This is a genomic window from Peptoniphilus vaginalis (assembly GCF_900176605.1).
Taxonomy (GTDB): domain Bacteria; phylum Bacillota; class Clostridia; order Tissierellales; family Peptoniphilaceae; genus Peptoniphilus_A; species Peptoniphilus_A vaginalis.
This window is the reverse complement of the sequence record NZ_FXLP01000004.1, coordinates 204,197-223,712: the sequence shown is the minus strand read 5'-3', so window position 1 is coordinate 223,712 and position 19,516 is coordinate 204,197. Positions and strand designations below refer to the sequence as shown.

Below are 19,516 nucleotides of genomic sequence, written 5' to 3'. Positions count from 1 at the left end.
GAAGTCACGTGACTTCCTTTTTTAGTATCTATTAACTTATCCTTCTTTAAGTCTTAAAGCAGACTTATCTAGCATCTTCTTTAGGGAGTAGAGGGCAAGGGCAAAGACTACTAATTCTGATACTCCTGCTCCAAAGAAGAGGTAGTCAACTCCAAAGATGTGAACCATTAAATAAATTGAAAGGAAGAGTGAGACTGATCCCCTCAAAATATTTATGACGATGGAATACTGTGGCTCTCCAATGGCTGATGACAAGGATGCAATAAACAAGTTTTGACCTGCCAACAAATACATAAGGGCGTAGATCCTCATTGGTCTTATGGAAGAAGAAATCATATTTTTGTTCTCCAAAAACATTTTGAAGAGGCTTTCTGCTCCAAAGTAGGCAATGGAATACATAATTACAGAAATTATAAAGATGAAGATAAAGCTCAACCTAATAATTTTTATAGACTTATCCCTTTCTCTTGATCCGTGATAGTAGGAGAGAAGGGGTAGGGTCCCGTGACAAACTCCTTGAAAGGTTGAGTTGGCAAAGAGGGAAATGTAATTTATAACTGCGTAGGCAGAAAGATATTCGGGTGAAAGGTATTTTATTATAAATAGGTTAAAGATAAAGACAAAGGTTGCTGTGTTTAGCTCAGAGATAAATTCTCCAAAGCCATAGATAACTGTCTTCTTTAGATAGTGAATAACTTCTTTAAATTCCATTTTTATCTTTACAAAACGAAGGTAGCCCTTGGCTCCCCTGAAGTGGATAAAAAATATGAGGCAGGACAAAAATTGTGCAATACCTGTTGCAAGGGCGGCTCCCCTTACTCCCATATGAAACTTATCTATTAATATATAGTCTAGGACTATGTTTGTAAGGCAGGCTGAAATAGCACCGATAATTGCAGTCCTAGGAAAGCCGTCTACCTTTACCAAGACCTCAAAGGCATAGGCTATGATGTAGAAGGGCGAAAAGAATACAAGGACAGATAAGTAGTCATGGGAAAGGTGAAATAAAGTTGAGTCTGCTCCCAGAAAATTTATTATTTGATCCATAAAAATTATTCCAATAAGGGCAAGTATCACTGAAAAGCTAAGTATAAATAAAATTATAAAGGTAAAGACCTTGTTGGCATCGTCCCTGTTGCCCTTGCCTAGTTCTATTCCTATAATGGTTTGTGATCCCACGCCAGTTATAATTGCAATTGCAAACAAGAAGTTCACATAGGGAACAACTATTGTTACTGCCGATAGCTCCAACTCACCGGCGAAGTTTGCAACAAAAAATCCGTCTACGATTGTGTAAATTGAAAAAACCCACATGGCAATAATTGATGGGATTACAAACTTAAAAAATTGTTTGTTTAAATTCATAAAACACCTCTAATCTATTAATTATATATGAATTTGATTTTTAAGGCAATTAAGCTAGACTATGAGTTAATCTATTACAATTTTTGTAAGTCTTTGTTATAATGAGTGTAATAAAAAAAGGGAGGACGAATATGAAACCAATTATAGGAATTTCTGTTAACTCACTTAGAGATATTTCTCAAAATGACGTTGGACAAATTGGAGTAGAAGGTCAAGACTGGCAACTAATAGCAGCAGATTATATTAGGGCAGTTGAAAGAAATGGTGGGATCCCAATTTTAATTCCAAACATAAAGACTATTGAAGACATGAGACAAGTCTTGGATACAATTGACGGACTAATTTTATCAGGTGGTCACGATGTAAATCCAAGGACTTACAACGAGAGAAACTCTGGCAAGGCTGGCAAGTTTGACAACATAAGAGACCACGAAGAAATCTTTATGACAGAATATGCCCTTGAAAAGGACATCCCCTTCTTGGGAATTTGTAGGGGACTTCAAATTTTAAACGTGACACTTGGAGGAACTATCCACCAAGACCTACCATCAGCAGGTTTTCCAGCTCACTCAATGAGTAATTCGTTAAGGAACGAACCTTCACATGAGCTAAGGATCTTAGAAGGCACTCCACTTTTTGATATTTTTAAAAGAGAAGAAATCTGGACTAACTCCTACCACCACCAAGGGATAAATGAACTTGGCAGGGGACTAAAGAAGGCAGCCCTATCAGAAGAAGGCCTAGTAGAAGCAGTTTACTTAGACGACAAAAAATTTGCCCTTGCAGTCCAATGGCATCCAGAAATGATGTACGACGACAAGGAAATGAATATGATTTTTGAAAAATTTATTGATGCTTGCAAGTAAGTTTATAAATTTTTTGAGAGAATGAAAGAAAGACCTAGTTTGTTAAAAAGCCAGGTCTTTTATTTTTTATTCGAAATAATCAATTATACCTTTTACGGCAATGCCAGTGGCCTTGTGATAAACTACTCCCTCACAATAGGTCCAGTTTTCTTTTCCGACATTTTTCTTTGCGTTTTCGTAATCTTTTTTCTTGGCAATTTCTATTGTGCCTGGGATGTGGTTTGGTCCCTTTTCTATGTAGACTACATCTTTTTCGTAGCCGGGGATCTCTTCAAGCTTGTGGGTGAAGTCCTTTAGACCATTTTCCTGAGCTAGATAAAATAATTCTTCCATTAAGCTATCATAGTTTTCTTTTACTTCGCCAGCGAACATCAATTTGTCAGATATGGCATCGTCACCTCGAGCCATTTTTTTAACAGAAGGACCATAGTTTGCTCCGTCTTGAGCTTCAATTCTTTCATCAAAGACAAAATTTTTATCTTGATCTAAGACATATCGAAGTTCCATTGGAATAGTGTAGCCAGATTCTTGATCAAAAATTCCATTCTTGTAGGAATAATTTTGATTAACTACAGTCGCAAGAAAAATTAACTTGCCATCTTCAAAGAAGTCCTTAACTAGGTGAGTATAATAAATTTGGTAGTCGCCAGGGTTCTTCATAGATTCAATATTTTGCACTTGATTTGAAAGTAGAAGGCCTAGGGCCCTGTCCCTTAAATTATCCTTTGACTCAAGGATTTCTGAATTTCCTTTTCCAAGCACTTCGTTGTTAAAGATATTTTTTTGACTCTCTCTTGCTAGCTTAACTTCTTTGCCGTCAGAAGAAATTATCACGTCACCTAGAGCATCCTCGCTCTTATCCATTGTCTTATTAGTTAAATTTGTGTCCTTAAAAATTTTTTCGTAGTCGTCATCACTTAAGCTGCCCTTTATTTCTGAAAGAGAAACTTTTCCATCAGACTCGCCAAGGTTTTCTCTTGCAATAAAAAGCTTTGACTTACTTTCTTCTGATGAACTTTTTTCTTTCTCTTCAACTTTATTTTTTTCTCCATGATTCTCAGCCTCTTTAGAATTTTCATTTTTCCCACAAGATGTCAAAAACAAAATTCCTATCAAGGCAAGAAGTATAATTTTAAATTTTTTCATGTCTGCCTCCTTTAAGGAAATATTATAATAAAGCTTGGCTAAAGGCAAGAAGAAATAGAGGCATTAGAGCCTCAAACTGTGGTATAATTATGGTAATTTTATTTAAGGGGGAAATTATGAGAGCTGTTATAACTGTAATAGGTAGTGACAAGATAGGTATTGTATATGAAGTAGTAAAGAAGATGGTGGAGTTCGACTTAAACATAGTTGATATCACTCAAACAATTTTAGATGATTGCTTCACAATGATTGTTATAGTTGATTTAACTAAGATGAACGTTGAGTTCCAAGAAGTTGTTGATGCTTATGAAAAACTTGGCAAGGAACTAGACCTTTCTATAAGAGTTCAACACCAAGGTATCTTTGATAAGATGCACCAAATTTAAGGAGCAGACATGGATAGACAAAGAATTTTAGAAACTGTAAGAATGTTGGACCAAGAGAACCTTGACATTAGGACAGTTACTCTTGGGATTTCGCTACTAGATTGCATAGACAAGGATGGAGATGCTGCCCGCAAGAAGATCTACGACAAGATCACAAAGTATGGCAAGCACTTAGTTGAATATGCCAACGAAATTGGTAAAAAGTATGGGGTTGAAATTGTAAACAAGAGGGTTTCTGTTACACCTATTGCCCTAATCGCTGGTGCAACTGATGAGAAGGACTACATAGAATTTGCAAGGACCCTTGATGCTGCTGCAAAGGAAATTGGCGTAGACTTCATCGGTGGTTACTCTGCCCTAGTTCACGGAGAGATGACTCCTGCTGATGAAATTTTAATAAACTCAATTCCTGCTGCTCTTGCTGAAACAGAAAAAGTTTGCTCTTCAGTAAATGTTGGTACTACAAAAAATGGCCTTAATATGGATGCAGTTAAGCTAATGGGAGAAAAAATTGTAGAGGCTGCAAACTTGACTAAGGATAAAGACTCCATTGGCTGTGCCAAGCTTGTAGTTTTTGCCAACGCAGTTGAGGATAATCCCTTTATGGCAGGTGCCTTCCACGGTGTTGGGATGGGAGATGTAGTCCTTCACGTTGGAGTTTCTGGACCTGGAGTTGTTAAGTATGCCCTAGAAAAGGTTAGGGGAGAAAGCTTCCACGTTGTTTCAGAAACTATAAAGAAAACTGCCTTTAAGATTACAAGACTTGGAGAATTAATTGGTACTGAAGTTGCTAAAAAAATTGGAGTTCCCTTTGGAACAATTGACCTATCTCTTGCTCCAACTCCAGCAATAGGTGATTCTGTTGCAAGAATCCTTGAAGAAATTGGAGTTGAATTTGCAGGTGGTCACGGAACTACTGCAGCCCTTGCCATGTTAAATGACGCTGTCAAAAAGGGTGGCATCATGGCATCTGACCACGTTGGTGGTCTATCTGGTGCCTTCATACCAGTGAGTGAAGATGAAGGAATGATTGAAGCTGCAAGAAATGGTCACATAGGTATTGATAAGCTTGAAGCCATGACTTGTGTTTGCTCTGTTGGACTTGATATGATTGCAATCCCAGGGGACACAAAGGCAACTACTATCGCAGCAATTATTGCTGACGAAGCCATGATTGGAATTATAAATCAAAAGACTACTGCTGCAAGACTTATTCCAGTTATTGGCAAAGGAGTTGGCGATGAGGCAACCTTTGGTGGCCTACTAGGTTCTGCCCCTATTGTCCCAGTTCACCCAGGTAGTGCTGACAGGTTTGCCAACCGTGGTGGATATATACCAGCCCCAGTTCACAGCTTTAAAAATTAAAAAATAAGAAGAGAAGAAAAAAAGAAGAGGTGTGTTATGAATAACAATTCAAAGGACATTGAAAGATTAACCACAGAGACCACTGAATTTAAGAGAGAAATTGGTGTCTTTGGTGGCGTAAGTATTATTGGTGGGATCATGATAGGGTCAGGTATCTTCTATCTTGGCTCCTATGTTCTACAAAGGACTGGTATGAACTCTGGTCTTGCCCTTATTTGTTGGATAATAGGTGGACTTATAACCCTATTTGGTGGACTTTGCTATGCAGAACTTGGTACTGCCATGCCAAAGGCTGGAGGAAGAATTGTCTACTTAAACGAAGCCTATCACCCAATAGTTGGATTTATTTCTGGCTTTACTGACTGGTTAGTTGGTGGCCCAGGTTCCGTTGCCGCAGTTGCCATTGCCTTGATGTCAGTTTTCAAAAGTTTTTTTCAAATTTCTGACTTTGGAATTAAGATGGCAGCCATAACTTTGATAATTATTTTGACTATATATAATATGCTTGGAGTAAAAGCTTCATCAATTTTACAAAACCTATCCATGGTGGCAAAACTTGTTCCAATTGGATTAGTAATGATAGCAGCCCTCTTTGTAGGTAAGGTTAGCCCAGACTTAAGTCTTGGAACAGCTCTTGAATATTCAAGCACAAGTGGAAAAAATATCTTTGGCATGATAGCCATAGCAGTTGTTGCAACTCTATGGGCATACGAAGGATGGACTAACTTAAACACAGTTGCAGAAGAAATAAAGGACCCTCACAAGAACCTACCCCTTGCCCTAATTGTTGGTATTGGTGGTATCACAGTTCTTTATACTCTATTTAACTTTGCAATAATGAAGGTTATACCTCACGAAGAAATCGTGTCAATGATAAATTCTGACAACCTATATCTTGGAACAGAAGTTGCCAAGAGGGTATTTGGTCACGCAGGAGTAATAATAGTTAGTGCTGGCATGATTCTTGCTATGTTTGGAACTCTTAATGGACTTATACTTGCCCAACCAAGAATGTACTATGCCATGGCAGTTGAAGGTCACTTCTTCAAGTCCTTTGCAAAACTTCATCCAAAGTATAGGGTTCCAACAGCTCCAATGATTGTACAATGTGTCTTCTCTTGCCTACTTGTACTTTCATCAAATCTTGACCAACTTACTAATATGGTTGTAATAACTGGAATGATTTTCTCAGTTCTTACAATTTTATGTGTGCCAATCCTTAGGAAAAAATATCCAAAGATTGAAAGACCTTACAAGGTTTGGTTCTACCCTGTGTCTGTACTTATTACAGCCCTAATCTTTGCAGGACTTGTTGTCCAAGGTGCAATTGAAGATCCAATCACAGGACTTACTGGACTTATAGTTCCAATCCTTGGTGCAATCACTTATATGATTTTTGATGCGAAACTTAAAAGAGAAAAAAACGAGGGATAAGATGAAAAAATTATTTTACAATGGAAAAGTTTATGTCAATAGAGATGAATTTCAAGAAGCAATCTACCTTGAAGGGGAATTTATAAAAGAAGTTGGAAAGACAAATGACCTTGTAAAAAAATATGACCAAGCTGATGTAGAAAAAGTTGACCTTGAGGGTAGGACAGTAATACCTGGACTCAACGACTCTCACCTTCACTTTATGCAATTTGGCGAAAGTATGAACCAAGTTGACATCGAGGGAGTTGAATCAATTGAAGAAATGATTGATAGATGCAAGATCTTTATGGAAAAAAATCCCAAGAGATGTGAAAAGGGAATCCACGCTATTGGCTGGAACCAAGACTTCTTTAAGGGAGACAAGAGGATACCAAATAGATTTGATCTAGATAAAATTTCTACAGAAATTCCAATTGTCCTTGAAAGAGTTTGTGGTCACATAGTTTCATCAAACACCAAGGTTATAGAAATCCTTGGACTTACAAAGGACAGCCCCCAATATCCGGACGGCGAATTTTTAATTGGCGATGACGGTTATCCAAGTGGAGTCTACACAGCCAATGCCTGCAACTTTGCCAAGGATGTAATACCTGACTTCACTCTCGAAGAAAGACGTGAAATGTTAATAGAAACTATGGACTACGCAGTTTCTTGTGGACTTACATCAGTTCAATCAAATGATGTTGGAACAACATTTATGAATGGACCTGTAGCCTTTAAACTTTTAAAGGATATTTACAAGGAAAATAAAAAAATAAGATACAGACACCAAGTTTGCTTTAACGACTTTGGTGAATTTGAAAAATATTTGTCTGACGGAGAATACTCTAACAAAGAAAAGGAATACAATACAAATTATTTAAAGCTTGGACCCTTGAAGTTATTTAAAGACGGGTCCCTTGGTGCAAGGACTGCCCTAATGCGTGATGGCTACAATGATGACAGGGACAATCACGGACTTCCTTGGATTAAGGACGAAGAGATGAGAAAGTATGTAAAGCTTGCATCAAAGAACGACCTTCAAGTTATAACTCATGTTATTGGGGACAAGGCCATTGAAGATACAGTTAAGTGCTATGAAGATTCCTTTGTCAATGGAGAAAACAAACTTCGTCACACTCTCGTTCACTGCCAAATCACTGATAGAGAATTAGTTGAGAGGATTGCAAGAGATGACATCTGCGTAATGGCACAACCAATCTTCTTGGATTACGATATGAAGGTTGTAGAAGACAGGTGTGGCAAAGAACTTGCATCAACATCCTATGCCTTCAAGAGTCTAAAGGACCTTGGGTCTCACGTAGCCTATGGAACTGATGCCCCAGTTGAAAACCTAAATCCCTTCCCAAATATTTACATGGCAGTAACTCGTAAGGACAAGAAGGGAAATCCTGAAGGAGGATTTTATCCTAAAGAGTGCGTAGACATCTACGAAGCCATTGATGCCTACACAGTGGAATCTGCTTATGTAGAATTCCAAGAAGACATCAAGGGAAGAATCAAAAAAGATTTCTTGGCTGACTTTGTGGTCCTAGACGAGGACATCTTTACAATTGACCCAATGGAAATCAAGGACATTAAACCAAGGATGACAATCGTTGGTGGAAATGTAGTTTACAAAAGATGAGGAAATATGACTTTAGAAATTAAGGGAATAGAAAACTTAAACAACGAGGGAAGACTTGACTACATGGTGAACTTTGGCAAAGCCACAATAAAAACTGAGTCCGACATGATCGCCATGATGGCAAACATCTCTTCCATAATATTCAATGTGGTAGAAGACTTAAACTGGGCAGGCTTTTATCTTGTAAGAGGAGATGAATTAGTCCTAGGACCCTTCCAAGGTCTACCAGCTTGCACAAGACTCGCTGATGGAGGAGTTTGTGTGGCAGCCTGGAAGAATAAAAAAGTCATGAGGATAGAAAATGTTCACGACTTTAAAGGACACGTTGCCTGCGACTCGGCATCTAATTCAGAATTAGTCTTGCCAATCATTGTTAAGGACCAAGTTATAGGAGTTTTGGACCTAGACTCACCAAGCCTAGGTCGCTTTACAAGTCTTGAAGAAGAAAAATTTAGAGAACTTGTGAAAGCCATGGAAGAAGAATTATCTAAATAAATTTGAGGAGGTCAGCCTCCTCTTTTTTATTATAAAATTGTAAGTCTTTTTTTGATTTCTTGTATGAATTATTTAGAAGATTTGTAATTTTTACTTGCTATACTTAGGGCATAAAAATTATTAAAGATAAGGAGTAAAAAAATGAAAAGAAATCTTAAAAGAAAAATAAGTTCAATTGTTCTAGTAGGAGTGTTAGCTTTAGGCTTAGCCGCTTGCAGTAAAGCAAATGCAGCAGACTATTCAACTGGAATGGTATCCTATGAAGAAATCCAAAATGAATTTGCCCAAACTTGCAAAAATCTTACTTGGCCAGAAGGCTACGAAGTGCCAAAAGAAATCGACGAAAAGAAAGACGGCTCAGTCTACCAAAAAGGATTTGGAAACACAAGAGCAAGTATGTATTGGGAAGCTGCTTGGGAAAAGGAATGGTTAAATACCTACAAAACTGATCCGGAAAGAGCTGAAAAAGCCTTAAGAGAATTAGAAAAAGCAAAGAAAATGCCTTATATGTCAGAAGCATCTTGTGATGATGCAACAAGAGAATATTTCGCTAAAATGTTAGAAAAAGCTAAGAAGGGCGACCCAACAGGTATTGAAGAAAATATCAAATTAAATGCACCTGAATAAGATTTATATTTATTCGTCAATTGAATAATTAGAAAGTTAACCCCCAAAAAATTCTTTTTTGGGGTTAATTTTACAAGCAAAGATAAAAACAGTATAATCGAAAATAAATAAAGTTTGCAGTTATTACTCATGAAGTAAATCTCATAAAAAATTAGAATGGAGTTAGAAATGAAATACTTAAGGCTATCAACTATTATTATTTTTGTTGGAAGTTATATTTTTGCAAGTTCTCTCAATGATAAAGACAGGAAGAAGAAAAAATTCTTGGGGATTGTCCTAATAATTTTGGGATGCATCTTAATGTTTTTGAATTATTAAAATTTAAAATTAAATCTAAAAAAATAAAATCACAGGAGACTTGCAAGCTAAGGAGGCAATATGAAAGACATAATACTTGTTGAAAATATTGAGAAGACCTTTAAGGACAAGGTAGTAAAAATAAGGCTGTGCGTTGCAGGCAGAGGGTGCAAGCTTCATAGATTCAAGGCAGGCTTCAAGTTTTTCAACTTCAACTTCTCTGTCAGGGTCATAGGACCTGCAGGACTGCCTGACTTTTGCTAAATCTATAAAATCTTTAAATTCCATTTCATCCTCCTAAGAATTCATCTAAGTCTCCATCAAAGAAGAAAAATTCATCATCACGCATAAGGCAAGGAACCCCAACACGATTTTCTTCTACTATGTGATCAAAGGCATCTGAGGAGTCTCTCTCTTTTAAAAATCTTTTGAGACTTGCCATTGAAGAAGTTATATCCACAATTTCACATTTGATTTCCTTCTTCTTAATTTCTTCTATTGCCGATGGACAATCTGGGCAAAGACTTGAAACAAAAAGTGTTAACATATTTTTTCCCTCCAAAAATTTAACAAGCGACCTATAAAAATCTTGGTCTAGTGATTTTTCCCTCTTAGGAATATTAGAATAAATATTCCTGTCTCTCATTTTCTTGTTGAAGTGACGGCTGGCAAGTAGGCTCATGATGTTGTCTTTATCAACAAATAGACCTTGGAAGTCAAGGACCTTGGCACCCTTAGAAAGACCAAGAGAGGCAAGTCCCCTGTCATTACTTATGACAAGGTCACCCTGTCTTGCCTGGTTTGCTATATAGATGTCGGCTGCCTCCTTGGATATGTCAACATCAACGACTTGACCATAGGATGGCGTGAAGTCCTGGCTATAATTTTTTACAGTGACCAGCCTTGCTCCATATTTTTTTGAGACCTCTTCAACAATTTTTCTTATGGGCGAACCATCTGCATCTAATAATATTTTCATACTTACATTTTACACCAAAGAACAAGATTAGCTAGCACAATAATAAAAGTATTGAAATCTTGATTTATTTTTTATAGACTTAGTTAAGGAGGTTAATATGAAATATATTTACAGAATATTTGTATTCCTTACTGTTGTACTCCTACTTGGGGCCTTGGGACTTGCCTTTATCTTTGCACCAAGAGGACAAAAATTAGATAACGAAAACAAAATTAAAAATAAAGAAGAACAAGAACCAGAAAAAATTTCTATTTTTAACGATAATGGAGACATTGTAAATATCCTTCTAGTTGGAATCGACTCCAGTGATGTAACTTATGAAAAGGACGAGGACTCTAAGAGGGCAGACACAATTATGCTTTTATCAATTGATCCAAAGCACGACAGGATTAGACTCCTATCCATACCTAGAGATACATATTACAAGCTAAAGGGATATGATAACTATAGGATGAACGCAGCCTACTCACGTGGTGGGATTGACCTACAAGTTTCCAGCGTGGAAGACTTTTTGGGCATAAAAATTTCTCACTATGTAACAGTTAACTACGAGGCAGTGGAAGAACTTGTTGATGCCATTGGCGGTGTAGAAGTTTACACTCCAAAGTACAAGTACATTGATCCATCAACTGTGCCACCACTAGAAATCAATTTCGAAGAGGGACTTCACCTCCTAGATGGCAAGGACTCAGTAAAATATCTTAGGATTAGAAAAATTTACAAGGACCAAGACCTTGACAGGATCAAGGCCCAACAGGACTTTATCATGAAGATCTTTGACAAGATGAAGTCACCAAGGATGCTTTTGAAGCTTCCAAAATTAGTTTCCATTGCCAACAAGCACATTGAAACAGATATGAACTACGGACAACTTTCCTACCTTGCCTACTATGGTGTAACTCTTGACAAAGAAAATATAGGGATGTCAACAGCACCAGGTCGCACAAAGAAGGGATCACCTCTTTACTTTGTTGACAAGAAGGATGCCATGTACGCAGCTTCTGAATTGGAAAGACTTAGAAATAATTCTGAGGTCCAAGAAGAGGTCAGGGACTACACAGAAGAAGAGCTTGCCAATATGACTGAGACAGAGAGGGCAGAAGCTGAACAAAAGATGAGGGACAAAAAACTTAGAGACAAGTTAAAGGAAGAGGCAATTCAAGAGAATTCTTCTAATGGGAACTCAAACTCTAACAAGACATCAAACTCTAAAAAGACATCAAAGTCCAACAAGACTTCAAAGTCCAACAAGACTTCAAAGTCTAAAAAGGTCTCTAAGACTTCATCAAAAACTACAAAAGAGAAAAATTAAGGGAACCCAGCGAGGGTTCTTTTTTTATGAATTCTTACTAACTTATAAAAATTTATGACCTTGTAAAAATTTATAACTTTGTAGAAATTTATGACTTAATAAGAATTTAGGACTCCATAAAAATTTATAACTTCACAAGAATTAAAAATTAAAATCCCATGACCTTATAAAAAATTAAAAAAAATCACCAGGAGCCTGGTGATTAATGACTTATTCAGCTAATAATTTTATTATATTTTTTACTACTTCCTTAGACTTTTCCATTTGGTCAAGGCTCACGAGTTCGTACCTGCCGTGGTAGTTGTAGCCACCTGTGAAGATGTTGGGAGTTGGGAGCCCCATAAAGGAGAGCTTTGATCCGTCTGTTCCACCTCTTACTGGTCCAATCACTGGTTCGACACCTGCCCTATCAAAGGCAGCCTTTGCCAAGTCGATAATTTCCATGTGGTCCTCAAGCTTTTCCCTCATGTTGTAGTATTGGTCCTTGATTTCAATTTTTATCCTGTCCTTGTACTTCTTGTTTAAGAAGTCAGCTATGTCTTCAAATAATTTCTTTCTAGCTTCAAACTTTTCCCTAGAGTGGTCCCTGATGATGTAGGACATCTTTGTGGACTCAACAGAACCTTCCATGCTAAGAAGAAGGGAGAAGCCCTCGTAGCCTTCGGTGTATTCAGGTCTTTCATTGGCAGGGAGCATTGAATTAAATTCCATGGCAATAAGCTGGGAGTTTACCATTGTATCCTTGGCAGAACCTGGATGAACATTTTTACCTTGGATTTCTATTTTTGCTGAAGCTGCGTTAAAGGTTTCGTATTCAAGCTCGCCAAGGGGTCCACCGTCAACAGTGAAGGCAAAGTCTGCCCCAAAGTCTTTTACATTAAACTTATCTGCCCCTCTGCCAATTTCCTCGTCAGGAGTAAAGGCAATTCTTATGTCTCCATAGCTTGCGTCCTCGTCCTTTAAAAGTTCTTCCACAGCAGAAACTATAATTGCAATTCCAGCCTTGTCGTCTGCCCCAAGTAGGGTGTTGCCATCAGTTGTGATTATAGTTTGTCCCCTTAAGTCCCTTAAGAAAGGAAAGTCTTTAACACTTGTTGTGAATTCTTCATTTAACTTAATGTCAGCCCCATCATAATTTTCTATAATTCTTGGCTTGACGTCTTTTCCAGACATATCGGGAGTTGTGTCCATGTGGGCAATAAAGCCAACAGTTTTCTTTGTCTTGACCCTGCCAGGAATCCTTCCATAGACGTAGCCATTCTTATCAATCTCTGCTTCTATCCCAAGTGACTTCAGCTCTTCCACCAAATAATTACCAAGGACTAGCTGCCTTTCACTTGATGGGCAAGTATCTGATGACTCATCACTTGTTGTCTCAAAGGACACGTATTTTAAAAATCTATCTAACATTTTTGTCATAAGAACCTCCAATAAAAATATTTTATCACCAAAAAAAGCGACGGGTCGTCGCCTTCATTTTAATCAATCAAAATCATTTTTTGAAATTCTGTCTTCCACAGAATATTCATTGTCCAAAATTTCCACCTCATACTCGCCAGAAAACATTGGGGAGGACAAGATGTAGTCAGCAGTTGTTGGTGACGTAGCAAGGGCAATGTTATATAGAGTTGAAATTCTAAGTAGGGCTTTGACGTCTGGGTCGTGAGGTTGTGCTTCAAGGGGATCCCAAAAGAAAATTAAAATATCAATTTGTGAATCTGAAATTTTTGCACCAAGTTGTTGGTCACCACCTAGGGGACCAGATACAAGTCTCTCAACATTGAGAGAGGTCTCACGAGAGATAAGGGCAGCAGTTGTTCCTGTTCCAATAAACTTGTTACCTTTTAGTTCATCTTCGTGCCTCTTCACCCAAGCAAGTAGGTCCTTCTTCTTGTGGTCGTGGGCAACAAGGGCGATAGTTTTTTTCTTCTTAACTTTAATAGATTTAACTTCCATAAATACCTCTTTAAATAAAATCTTGACTAAGTAGTCTCTTTAATATATAATATCAAAGATTGAAATCCTTGCATAGTTTAAAAACTATGCCTAAGACCATAAGGAGGTGAAAGTATGAATAAATACGAAGCGGTGATTATGTTTTATCCTGAAGTGGAAGAAGAAAAAAGAAATGCTTCCTTCGATAGACTTAAAAAAGTAATCGAAAAAGACGGAAAAATCAATAACGTTGATGAATGGGGAATGAAAAAACTAGCTTACGCAATCGACTACAAGAATGAAGCTTACTATATTTTCTATGAATTCGAAACAAAGGCAGAAGATATAGCTGAAATCAACAGAGTAGCGAAAATCATGGACCCAGTAATGAGACAAATGATTATCAAGGTTGAAGACTAAGGAGTTTTTATGAATAGTGTATGTTTAATCGGAAGATTAGCGAGAGATCCCGAACTTCGTTACGCACAAACTGGCACAGCAATGTGTCGTTTCACAGTTGCCGTAGATAGAAGAATGAGCAAGCAAAAGAGACAAGAAGCACAAGCTAACAACCAGCCAACTGCTGACTTTGTATCTTGTACAGCCTTTGGAGCAACTGCTGAGCTTATAGCCAACTATCACAAAAAAGGCAGTCAAATTGGAATCGAAGGTAGAATCCAAACAGGAAGTTATGAAAGAGAAGGAAGAACAGTTTATACAACAGACGTTGTAGTAAATAATCTTACATTCATTGGATCTAGCCAAGGTGGTGGACAAGCTCAAGCTGGCTTTAACCAAAACCAAGCTGGATTTAATCAAAACAACTTCCAAAGCCAAGGCGGATTTAGCCAACCTGGTATGGCTAGCCAAGGACCAGTAAATTCTGCTTACGAAAATGATTTTTCAAAGAGCGATAACGATGACGATGGATTTTTCCCTGTTGATAATGACGATATTCCATTTTAAGGAGGGTAAAAATGCAAAGAAGATTTGGCAGAAGGAAAAAAGTAGATCCTTTTGAAAAAGATAAGACTAAAAAAATTGACTATAAAGATGTTGAAACACTAAGAAATTACATTTCTGACCGTGGAAAGATTCTTCCAAGAAGAATCACTGGCTTAAACGCTAAACATCAAAGAGAAATGACAGTAGCTATCAAGAGAGCAAGACAAATTGCACTTCTTCCATATAGCGCTGAATAAGAAATTTGAATTAAACTGTTGGGTAGTAACCCAGCAGTTTTTTTGATTTAATTTATTTGATTTTTATAAAAAGTAGGTAAATAAAAATTTTAAACTTATATAAATTATGGACTTAATTAAGAATAAAAATTTCATACTATCAACAAGTTAATGATAACAAGGAATTGTAAAATGTCTGTAAAAACAAAAAAATAGGGACCATGTTAGTCCCTAATTCTGTTATTTAATTAAAGAAATTATCTGAATACTAGATAAAGTATTGGCATTGAAATTACTATACTTAAAATAACTCTTTCGATCCAGATGATAATGTAATCTGAGAATTTTAGAGGTATTTCTGTTCCCATCATAACTGGGATGGATGCTGAGAAGAATAGGACTTCTGATACAGAAACTATTGCTACTAGCATTTTTGTTATTAGTCCAAGGCCAGCTTCTGCTACAAGTGGTGCTGGAAGAAGCATTTCTGCAATACTCATCCCAAGTGCTTGTGCAACCATAAGTGGTTCTTCCACCTTAGTGATAAGTGTAAATGGATAGAAGATGTAGCCGATGATGTCAAAGATTGGAGTGTACTCAGCAAGTAAAAGTCCAATCATACCAACGCCAAGAAGAGATGGGGCAATGTTAAGTGCCATCTTAAAACCATCGATAAAGTTATCTTTTACAACTTTGCCTAAGGAGTCAGCGTTTTCGTAAGCTTCCATACCTGCATCAAGGGCATCAGAGAAAGTAACTTTTTTCTTTGCTTCTGGTACATATTCCTTGCCAGAATAATATTCTTGTGGCTTCTTGTTAAGTGGGTAAATTCTTGCTGTAATTGCTGTTACTATGAATGTAACAATAAGTGTAATCCAGAAGTAAGCTAGCCAGTAGTCCATAAGGTCAAGAGTTTTTGCTACTATAATCATAAATGTTGCAGAAACTGTTGAGAAACCTGTTGCAATAATTGCTGCTTCCTTCTTTGTGTAAGTGTCTTCCATGTAAACTCTGTTTGTTATTAAAAGTGCTAATGAATAAGAACCAACGAAGGATGCAACGGCATCAACTGCTGATCTACCAGGTGTTTTAAATACTGGTCTCATTACAGGTTCCATGAAAACTCCAATAAATTCCATAAGCCCAAAGCCTGTCAAGAAAGCAAGGAAGACTGAACCAATTGGTACAATTGTTGTTACAGATACCATGATTCCATTCCAGATAAGTGGAAGCATATCCTTGTCAAATATTCTTGTTGGTCCTTTGTTTGTTAAATACATAAATAAAAATACAAGGGAAACTAATTTTAGTGCGAAGAAAACCAAGTGAAGTTTACTTTTTTCCCAAGACTTTGTCTTAATAGCATAAACTATACCGGCTACAACCATGAAAACCCCAAAGACTAAATTATAATTTGGTGCCTTCTTAACAAAAGAAGTTAAGTGGTCAATAGGGATTGTGTTAGCTTCTCCAATTTTAATTGGTACGAAGAACATAAAAATTCCAAATAGTGCATATAAAACGAACATCAAGATGTCCTTTGAGTTAAATTTCTTATTTTCCATTATTATTCCTCCTTTAAAAATAATAAAAGTTTATCAAACAACTATCCTTTTGCTTCATTATAGCACAGTATTATCTGAGTTGGAGAAAACTTTTTCCTTTTTCAAAACTTTTTGTTTATAACGCTTTATCAAAGTATAAAGATTGTTTTATTTGACTAAGCATAAGTTTTATCTGTTGACTTGAATTCAACTTGTAAATAAAAAATGACGAGTAAGCCAGAAGCAAATCCTGTTTAGGATTCAACTTCTAGTTTACTCGCCTGTTAAGTTCTTTATTTGAAATCAACTTTTATTACGTTGTTGGAGTTTACTTCTTCAGTCCTATAGTAGTCGTAGATATCTCTTCCGAAGTTTGTGATTTTTATTTCTGCGATTTCTCCTCTTATAATGCCAAGGTCTTCCAGTATTGTTATTAGAGAAAGTTCAAAGTTTTTAAATTCACATTCATATAAACCCACTGGCTTATCTTCAGCTAGGTCTTTTATCAAGTCCATGACGAAGGTCTTGTACTTTTCATAGTTCTTGCCAAAGGAGGACTTTAAGAAGTTCTTATTAGTTAAGGCTTCAATCCAAATTGCAAGTTTTGTAATGTCGTCAAAGACCAAGTAGTTGTCTGCTGTGTCTGTGAGATAAATATCCTCTTTCTCTTCCTTTCCTTCGATTAGGGTGAGGTATTTTTTTATCATAAAGTTGAAATAGAGTTCGATTAGGGGGAAGTGGGAATTTTTATAGGTTTTCACTTCTTTTATTGGACTTATGCAAAGTGAGTCAACAAATTCTCTTAGCTTGGCAGGAGAAAGGTCGCCAGACTTTAAGATGCTTACATAATTCATATCCAAGAACTCAATAAAGTTGTCAAAGTTTTCTATGAACCTGTTAGAGAAGACGGCTTTTTTATTTTTTGCCAATATTTTTAAAATGTTGTCATCGTAGTAGAAGCCTTCTTGACTGTTCTTTAAGAGGTCAAGATAATAAAAAATATTTTCTTGGATTTCTCTTAAATCATTTATCATTGATCCCACAGGTCTTCCAAGTAGGGCAAGTTTTGAGTAGAAAATTATTAGGAAGTCTATAGAGTTTGCTAGCTCTTCTTGATTTAAAAACTCACCGGACTCAGATAGGTCTTTGAAGATTTCTTTGTAGTCAAGACTGTAGTCGCTAAAGTTCATATTTTTTTCAACTAGGGTGTTGAAGTAAATCTTCGAGAGCAGTCTTATAATAAATCCTATTATGAATTCATCATTTGAGCCTGGGAATAATTTTTCGTAGTAGTCTAAGTTTTGTGCAACCTCAAGATCTTCTGGATTAAAGGAGTCGAGGAGCTCTTCAAATTCATAAAGGGCATAGTCATCTAGGTCGGGCTCTTCTTTTAAGTTTTCATAGGTCACTTCATAGACTGCTAGGAGATTTAAAAAGTCTCTCTTTATAAAGCCTCTATTTAATTCAAAGATACCAAACTCTTCTTCTATGTGGTCAAATAAATTTTTCAAGTTGCTTTGGTAGGCTAAGAAAAATTCATCATCCATCATTTGCACAAGTTGGAGAACCATCTTTCTCTCATCTTCGCCAAAAATCCTGACAAGTCCCTTAGTGCTTTTGGAAAGTTCAATGCCCTTATCAAGTTCTACTTCTATATTTTCATCTAAGATGCAGTCATAAAAGATGTAGTGGTCATCTTTTTTTTCTATGCTGAAGAGAGAAACATAGGAGTCCCTCAAGACTTTTTTCATCTTCTCCATTGTGAACTCATCAAGTCCCTGAGATTCTAAAAGATTTCTAAGAACCTTGTCAGAGTTTGGATAGAAGTCCTTGAAGTCAAATAAGACAAAGGATGCTAGGTCTTCGTCGCTCCTATTCATGATGTAGGGGTTTTCTCTAATGAGGGCGAACTCATCTCTATTTAGAAAGTTCCTAAAGCCAAGTGTGGATTCTTTTAAAAGCTTTCTAGCTATTTCAAGTATTTCTTTTTTATCATTTTTCATTTTTTCACCTTTATATTTTCGATTTCTTCCTTTAGTTGGTCCATGTACTTTAAAATATATTCAATGTGGTAGTTGTAGACTCTGTCTTCCACATCTAAGTCAGAGGAATATTCTTCCACAAGCTTGTATCTTTTTAGAGCCTCTTGGGAAACTTCTAAACTAAAGTGGTCAGCATCCATATTTTCAACGACTTCAAGCCTAACGGAAATGCTCTCGATTAAGGACATAATTCTCTTCTCGCGTGAAAGCTCCTTGTACTTGTATTGGAAGGGAGTGTCAGCTTCCTTCTCCAAAATTTTGTAAAGATTTGTTGCACTTTCAAGGTCTTTATTAAATTCAGTCAAGTCAGCTTTTTTATCGGAGAGAATTTCTTTTAAAGCTAAGTTGCAAGACCTGTAGCAGCTTCTCGCTGCAAGTATAAAATCTTCCCACACATTGGGAGATGATATAAAATAATTTACCAAGACTCCCACTATGATACCAATAAAGGTACCCAGGATACGATTTGTCGCATAATAAAATTTATCTGAGTTAGAGCAAAAACTTGCTACAAAAACTATGCAAGATAGTTGAGTCATGTCCTTCATCTTAACAACTACTAAAATATAAATTGTAAGAAGAATTCCAAGACCTGCTACTAGGGGTTCAAGGTAGTCCTCTACATTAATCTTAGAAAAGAAGTAACCAACTATTACTCCAAAGACGCAGGTAAAGAGTCTTTTCTTAAAGTCTTGAAGTGATTCAGACATTGAGGGCTTCATAGTTGACACTGCAGCTATGGATACAAAGATGGCTGAGCCCAAGTCCAAGAGGTAGGAAATGTAAAGACCAATGATAACTGCAAGGGCTGTCTTAAGGGTACGCATTCCAATCCTGTACTTGTAATCAATTTTATTTTTTATTGTCATAAGATCACAACCTTTAGAAAGTTAAAATTAAATTCTACAATTATTT

The 19,516-nt window shown here is 36.7% G+C and carries 21 protein-coding genes; 12 read left to right on the top strand and 9 right to left on the bottom strand.

What is annotated here, in order from left to right:
• Positions 1-36 precede the first annotated feature (36 nt).
• Positions 37-1,365 carry an MATE family efflux transporter gene (locus CAN42_RS02505; RefSeq protein ID WP_085875399.1) on the bottom strand — a complete coding sequence of 443 codons (1,329 nt, stop codon included), beginning with the start codon at positions 1,363-1,365 and terminating at the stop codon, positions 37-39.
• A gap of 131 nt (positions 1,366-1,496) precedes the next feature.
• On the opposite strand from CAN42_RS02505, the gene CAN42_RS02500 reads away from it, so the two are divergent.
• Positions 1,497-2,231, top strand: coding sequence for a gamma-glutamyl-gamma-aminobutyrate hydrolase family protein (locus CAN42_RS02500; protein WP_062571722.1), 735 nt, complete (start codon positions 1,497-1,499; stop codon positions 2,229-2,231).
• A gap of 66 nt (positions 2,232-2,297) precedes the next feature.
• On the opposite strand, the gene CAN42_RS02495 is transcribed toward CAN42_RS02500, so the two are convergent.
• Positions 2,298-3,377, bottom strand: coding sequence for a hypothetical protein (locus CAN42_RS02495; RefSeq protein ID WP_085875398.1), 1,080 nt, complete (start codon positions 3,375-3,377; stop codon positions 2,298-2,300).
• Between the two features lie 116 nt (positions 3,378-3,493).
• On the opposite strand from CAN42_RS02495, the gene CAN42_RS02490 reads away from it, so the two are divergent.
• From CAN42_RS02490 to CAN42_RS08975, 7 genes are all read left to right on the top strand, one after another.
• Entirely contained in the window at positions 3,494-3,763 is a 270-nt protein-coding gene (locus tag CAN42_RS02490) for an ACT domain-containing protein (RefSeq protein ID WP_062571724.1), read from the top strand.
• A gap of 9 nt (positions 3,764-3,772) precedes the next feature.
• Complete coding sequence (locus CAN42_RS02485; RefSeq protein ID WP_062571725.1) at positions 3,773-5,128, top strand: PFL family protein; 1,356 nt, start codon at positions 3,773-3,775, stop codon at positions 5,126-5,128.
• Between the two features lie 36 nt (positions 5,129-5,164).
• Positions 5,165-6,562, top strand: coding sequence for an APC family permease (locus CAN42_RS02480; RefSeq protein WP_085875397.1), 1,398 nt, complete (start codon positions 5,165-5,167; stop codon positions 6,560-6,562).
• Between the two features lies 1 nt (position 6,563).
• Positions 6,564-8,189: an amidohydrolase gene (locus CAN42_RS02475; protein ID WP_085875396.1), complete on the top strand. Its 1,626-nt coding sequence runs from the start codon at positions 6,564-6,566 to the stop codon at positions 8,187-8,189.
• Between the two features lie 6 nt (positions 8,190-8,195).
• On the top strand, positions 8,196-8,684 hold the full coding sequence (locus CAN42_RS02470; RefSeq protein ID WP_085875395.1) for a GAF domain-containing protein: 489 nt from the start codon (positions 8,196-8,198) through the stop codon (positions 8,682-8,684).
• A 141-nt stretch (positions 8,685-8,825) separates the two neighbouring features.
• Positions 8,826-9,311: a hypothetical protein gene (locus tag CAN42_RS02465; RefSeq protein ID WP_060799901.1), complete on the top strand. Its 486-nt coding sequence runs from the start codon at positions 8,826-8,828 to the stop codon at positions 9,309-9,311.
• A 168-nt stretch (positions 9,312-9,479) separates the two neighbouring features.
• On the top strand, positions 9,480-9,629 hold the full coding sequence (locus tag CAN42_RS08975; protein WP_167627541.1) for a hypothetical protein: 150 nt from the start codon (positions 9,480-9,482) through the stop codon (positions 9,627-9,629).
• 15 nt (positions 9,630-9,644) lie between these two features.
• Here the strand turns inward: CAN42_RS08975 and CAN42_RS09075 are convergent, their stop codons facing one another.
• Positions 9,645-9,896, bottom strand: coding sequence for a nitroreductase family protein (locus CAN42_RS09075; RefSeq protein ID WP_245149830.1), 252 nt, complete (start codon positions 9,894-9,896; stop codon positions 9,645-9,647).
• A gap of 1 nt (position 9,897) precedes the next feature.
• Positions 9,898-10,587 (bottom strand): DUF188 domain-containing protein, encoded by a 690-nt coding sequence (locus CAN42_RS02455; RefSeq protein WP_085875394.1) that lies wholly within the window; start codon positions 10,585-10,587, stop codon positions 9,898-9,900.
• A 97-nt stretch (positions 10,588-10,684) separates the two neighbouring features.
• Here CAN42_RS02455 and CAN42_RS02450 point away from each other — a divergent pair, with 97 nt between their 5' ends.
• A complete protein-coding gene (locus CAN42_RS02450; RefSeq protein ID WP_245149829.1) occupies positions 10,685-11,899 on the top strand; it encodes an LCP family protein in 1,215 nt (404 codons plus the stop codon).
• Positions 11,900-12,109: 210 nt separating this feature from the next.
• On the opposite strand, the gene pepT is transcribed toward CAN42_RS02450, so the two are convergent.
• Together pepT and CAN42_RS02440 are read right to left on the bottom strand one after the other, a co-directional pair.
• A complete protein-coding gene (gene pepT, locus CAN42_RS02445) occupies positions 12,110-13,318 on the bottom strand; it encodes a peptidase T (RefSeq protein ID WP_085875393.1) in 1,209 nt (402 codons plus the stop codon).
• A 63-nt stretch (positions 13,319-13,381) separates the two neighbouring features.
• On the bottom strand, positions 13,382-13,855 hold the full coding sequence (locus CAN42_RS02440) for a methylglyoxal synthase (RefSeq protein ID WP_085875392.1): 474 nt from the start codon (positions 13,853-13,855) through the stop codon (positions 13,382-13,384).
• A gap of 114 nt (positions 13,856-13,969) precedes the next feature.
• Between CAN42_RS02440 and rpsF the strand changes: the two genes are divergently transcribed.
• Genes rpsF through rpsR form a run of 3 tightly spaced genes read left to right on the top strand, consistent with a single transcriptional unit; the run spans position 13,970 to position 15,036 of the window.
• The gene (gene rpsF / locus CAN42_RS02435) at positions 13,970-14,254 is read left to right on the top strand and encodes a 30S ribosomal protein S6 (protein ID WP_062571582.1); all 285 of its coding nucleotides are present in this window, start codon (positions 13,970-13,972) and stop codon (positions 14,252-14,254) included.
• Positions 14,255-14,263: 9 nt separating this feature from the next.
• On the top strand, positions 14,264-14,800 hold the full coding sequence (locus tag CAN42_RS02430) for a single-stranded DNA-binding protein (RefSeq protein ID WP_085875391.1): 537 nt from the start codon (positions 14,264-14,266) through the stop codon (positions 14,798-14,800).
• A gap of 11 nt (positions 14,801-14,811) precedes the next feature.
• A complete protein-coding gene (rpsR, locus tag CAN42_RS02425) occupies positions 14,812-15,036 on the top strand; it encodes a 30S ribosomal protein S18 (RefSeq protein WP_062571580.1) in 225 nt (74 codons plus the stop codon).
• A 236-nt stretch (positions 15,037-15,272) separates the two neighbouring features.
• On the opposite strand, the gene CAN42_RS02420 is transcribed toward rpsR, so the two are convergent.
• The 3 genes from CAN42_RS02420 to CAN42_RS02410 all read right to left on the bottom strand — a co-directional run bounded on the left by CAN42_RS02420 (position 15,273) and on the right by CAN42_RS02410 (position 19,470).
• Positions 15,273-16,580, bottom strand: coding sequence for a YjiH family protein (locus CAN42_RS02420; RefSeq protein ID WP_085875390.1), 1,308 nt, complete (start codon positions 16,578-16,580; stop codon positions 15,273-15,275).
• Positions 16,581-16,852: 272 nt separating this feature from the next.
• Entirely contained in the window at positions 16,853-18,562 is a 1,710-nt protein-coding gene (locus CAN42_RS02415) for a hypothetical protein (protein WP_085875389.1), read from the bottom strand.
• Complete coding sequence (locus CAN42_RS02410; RefSeq protein WP_062571578.1) at positions 18,559-19,470, bottom strand: FUSC family protein; 912 nt, start codon at positions 19,468-19,470, stop codon at positions 18,559-18,561. The genes CAN42_RS02415 and CAN42_RS02410 overlap by 4 nt, the downstream gene beginning before the upstream one ends.
• Positions 19,471-19,516: the final 46 nt, after the last annotated feature.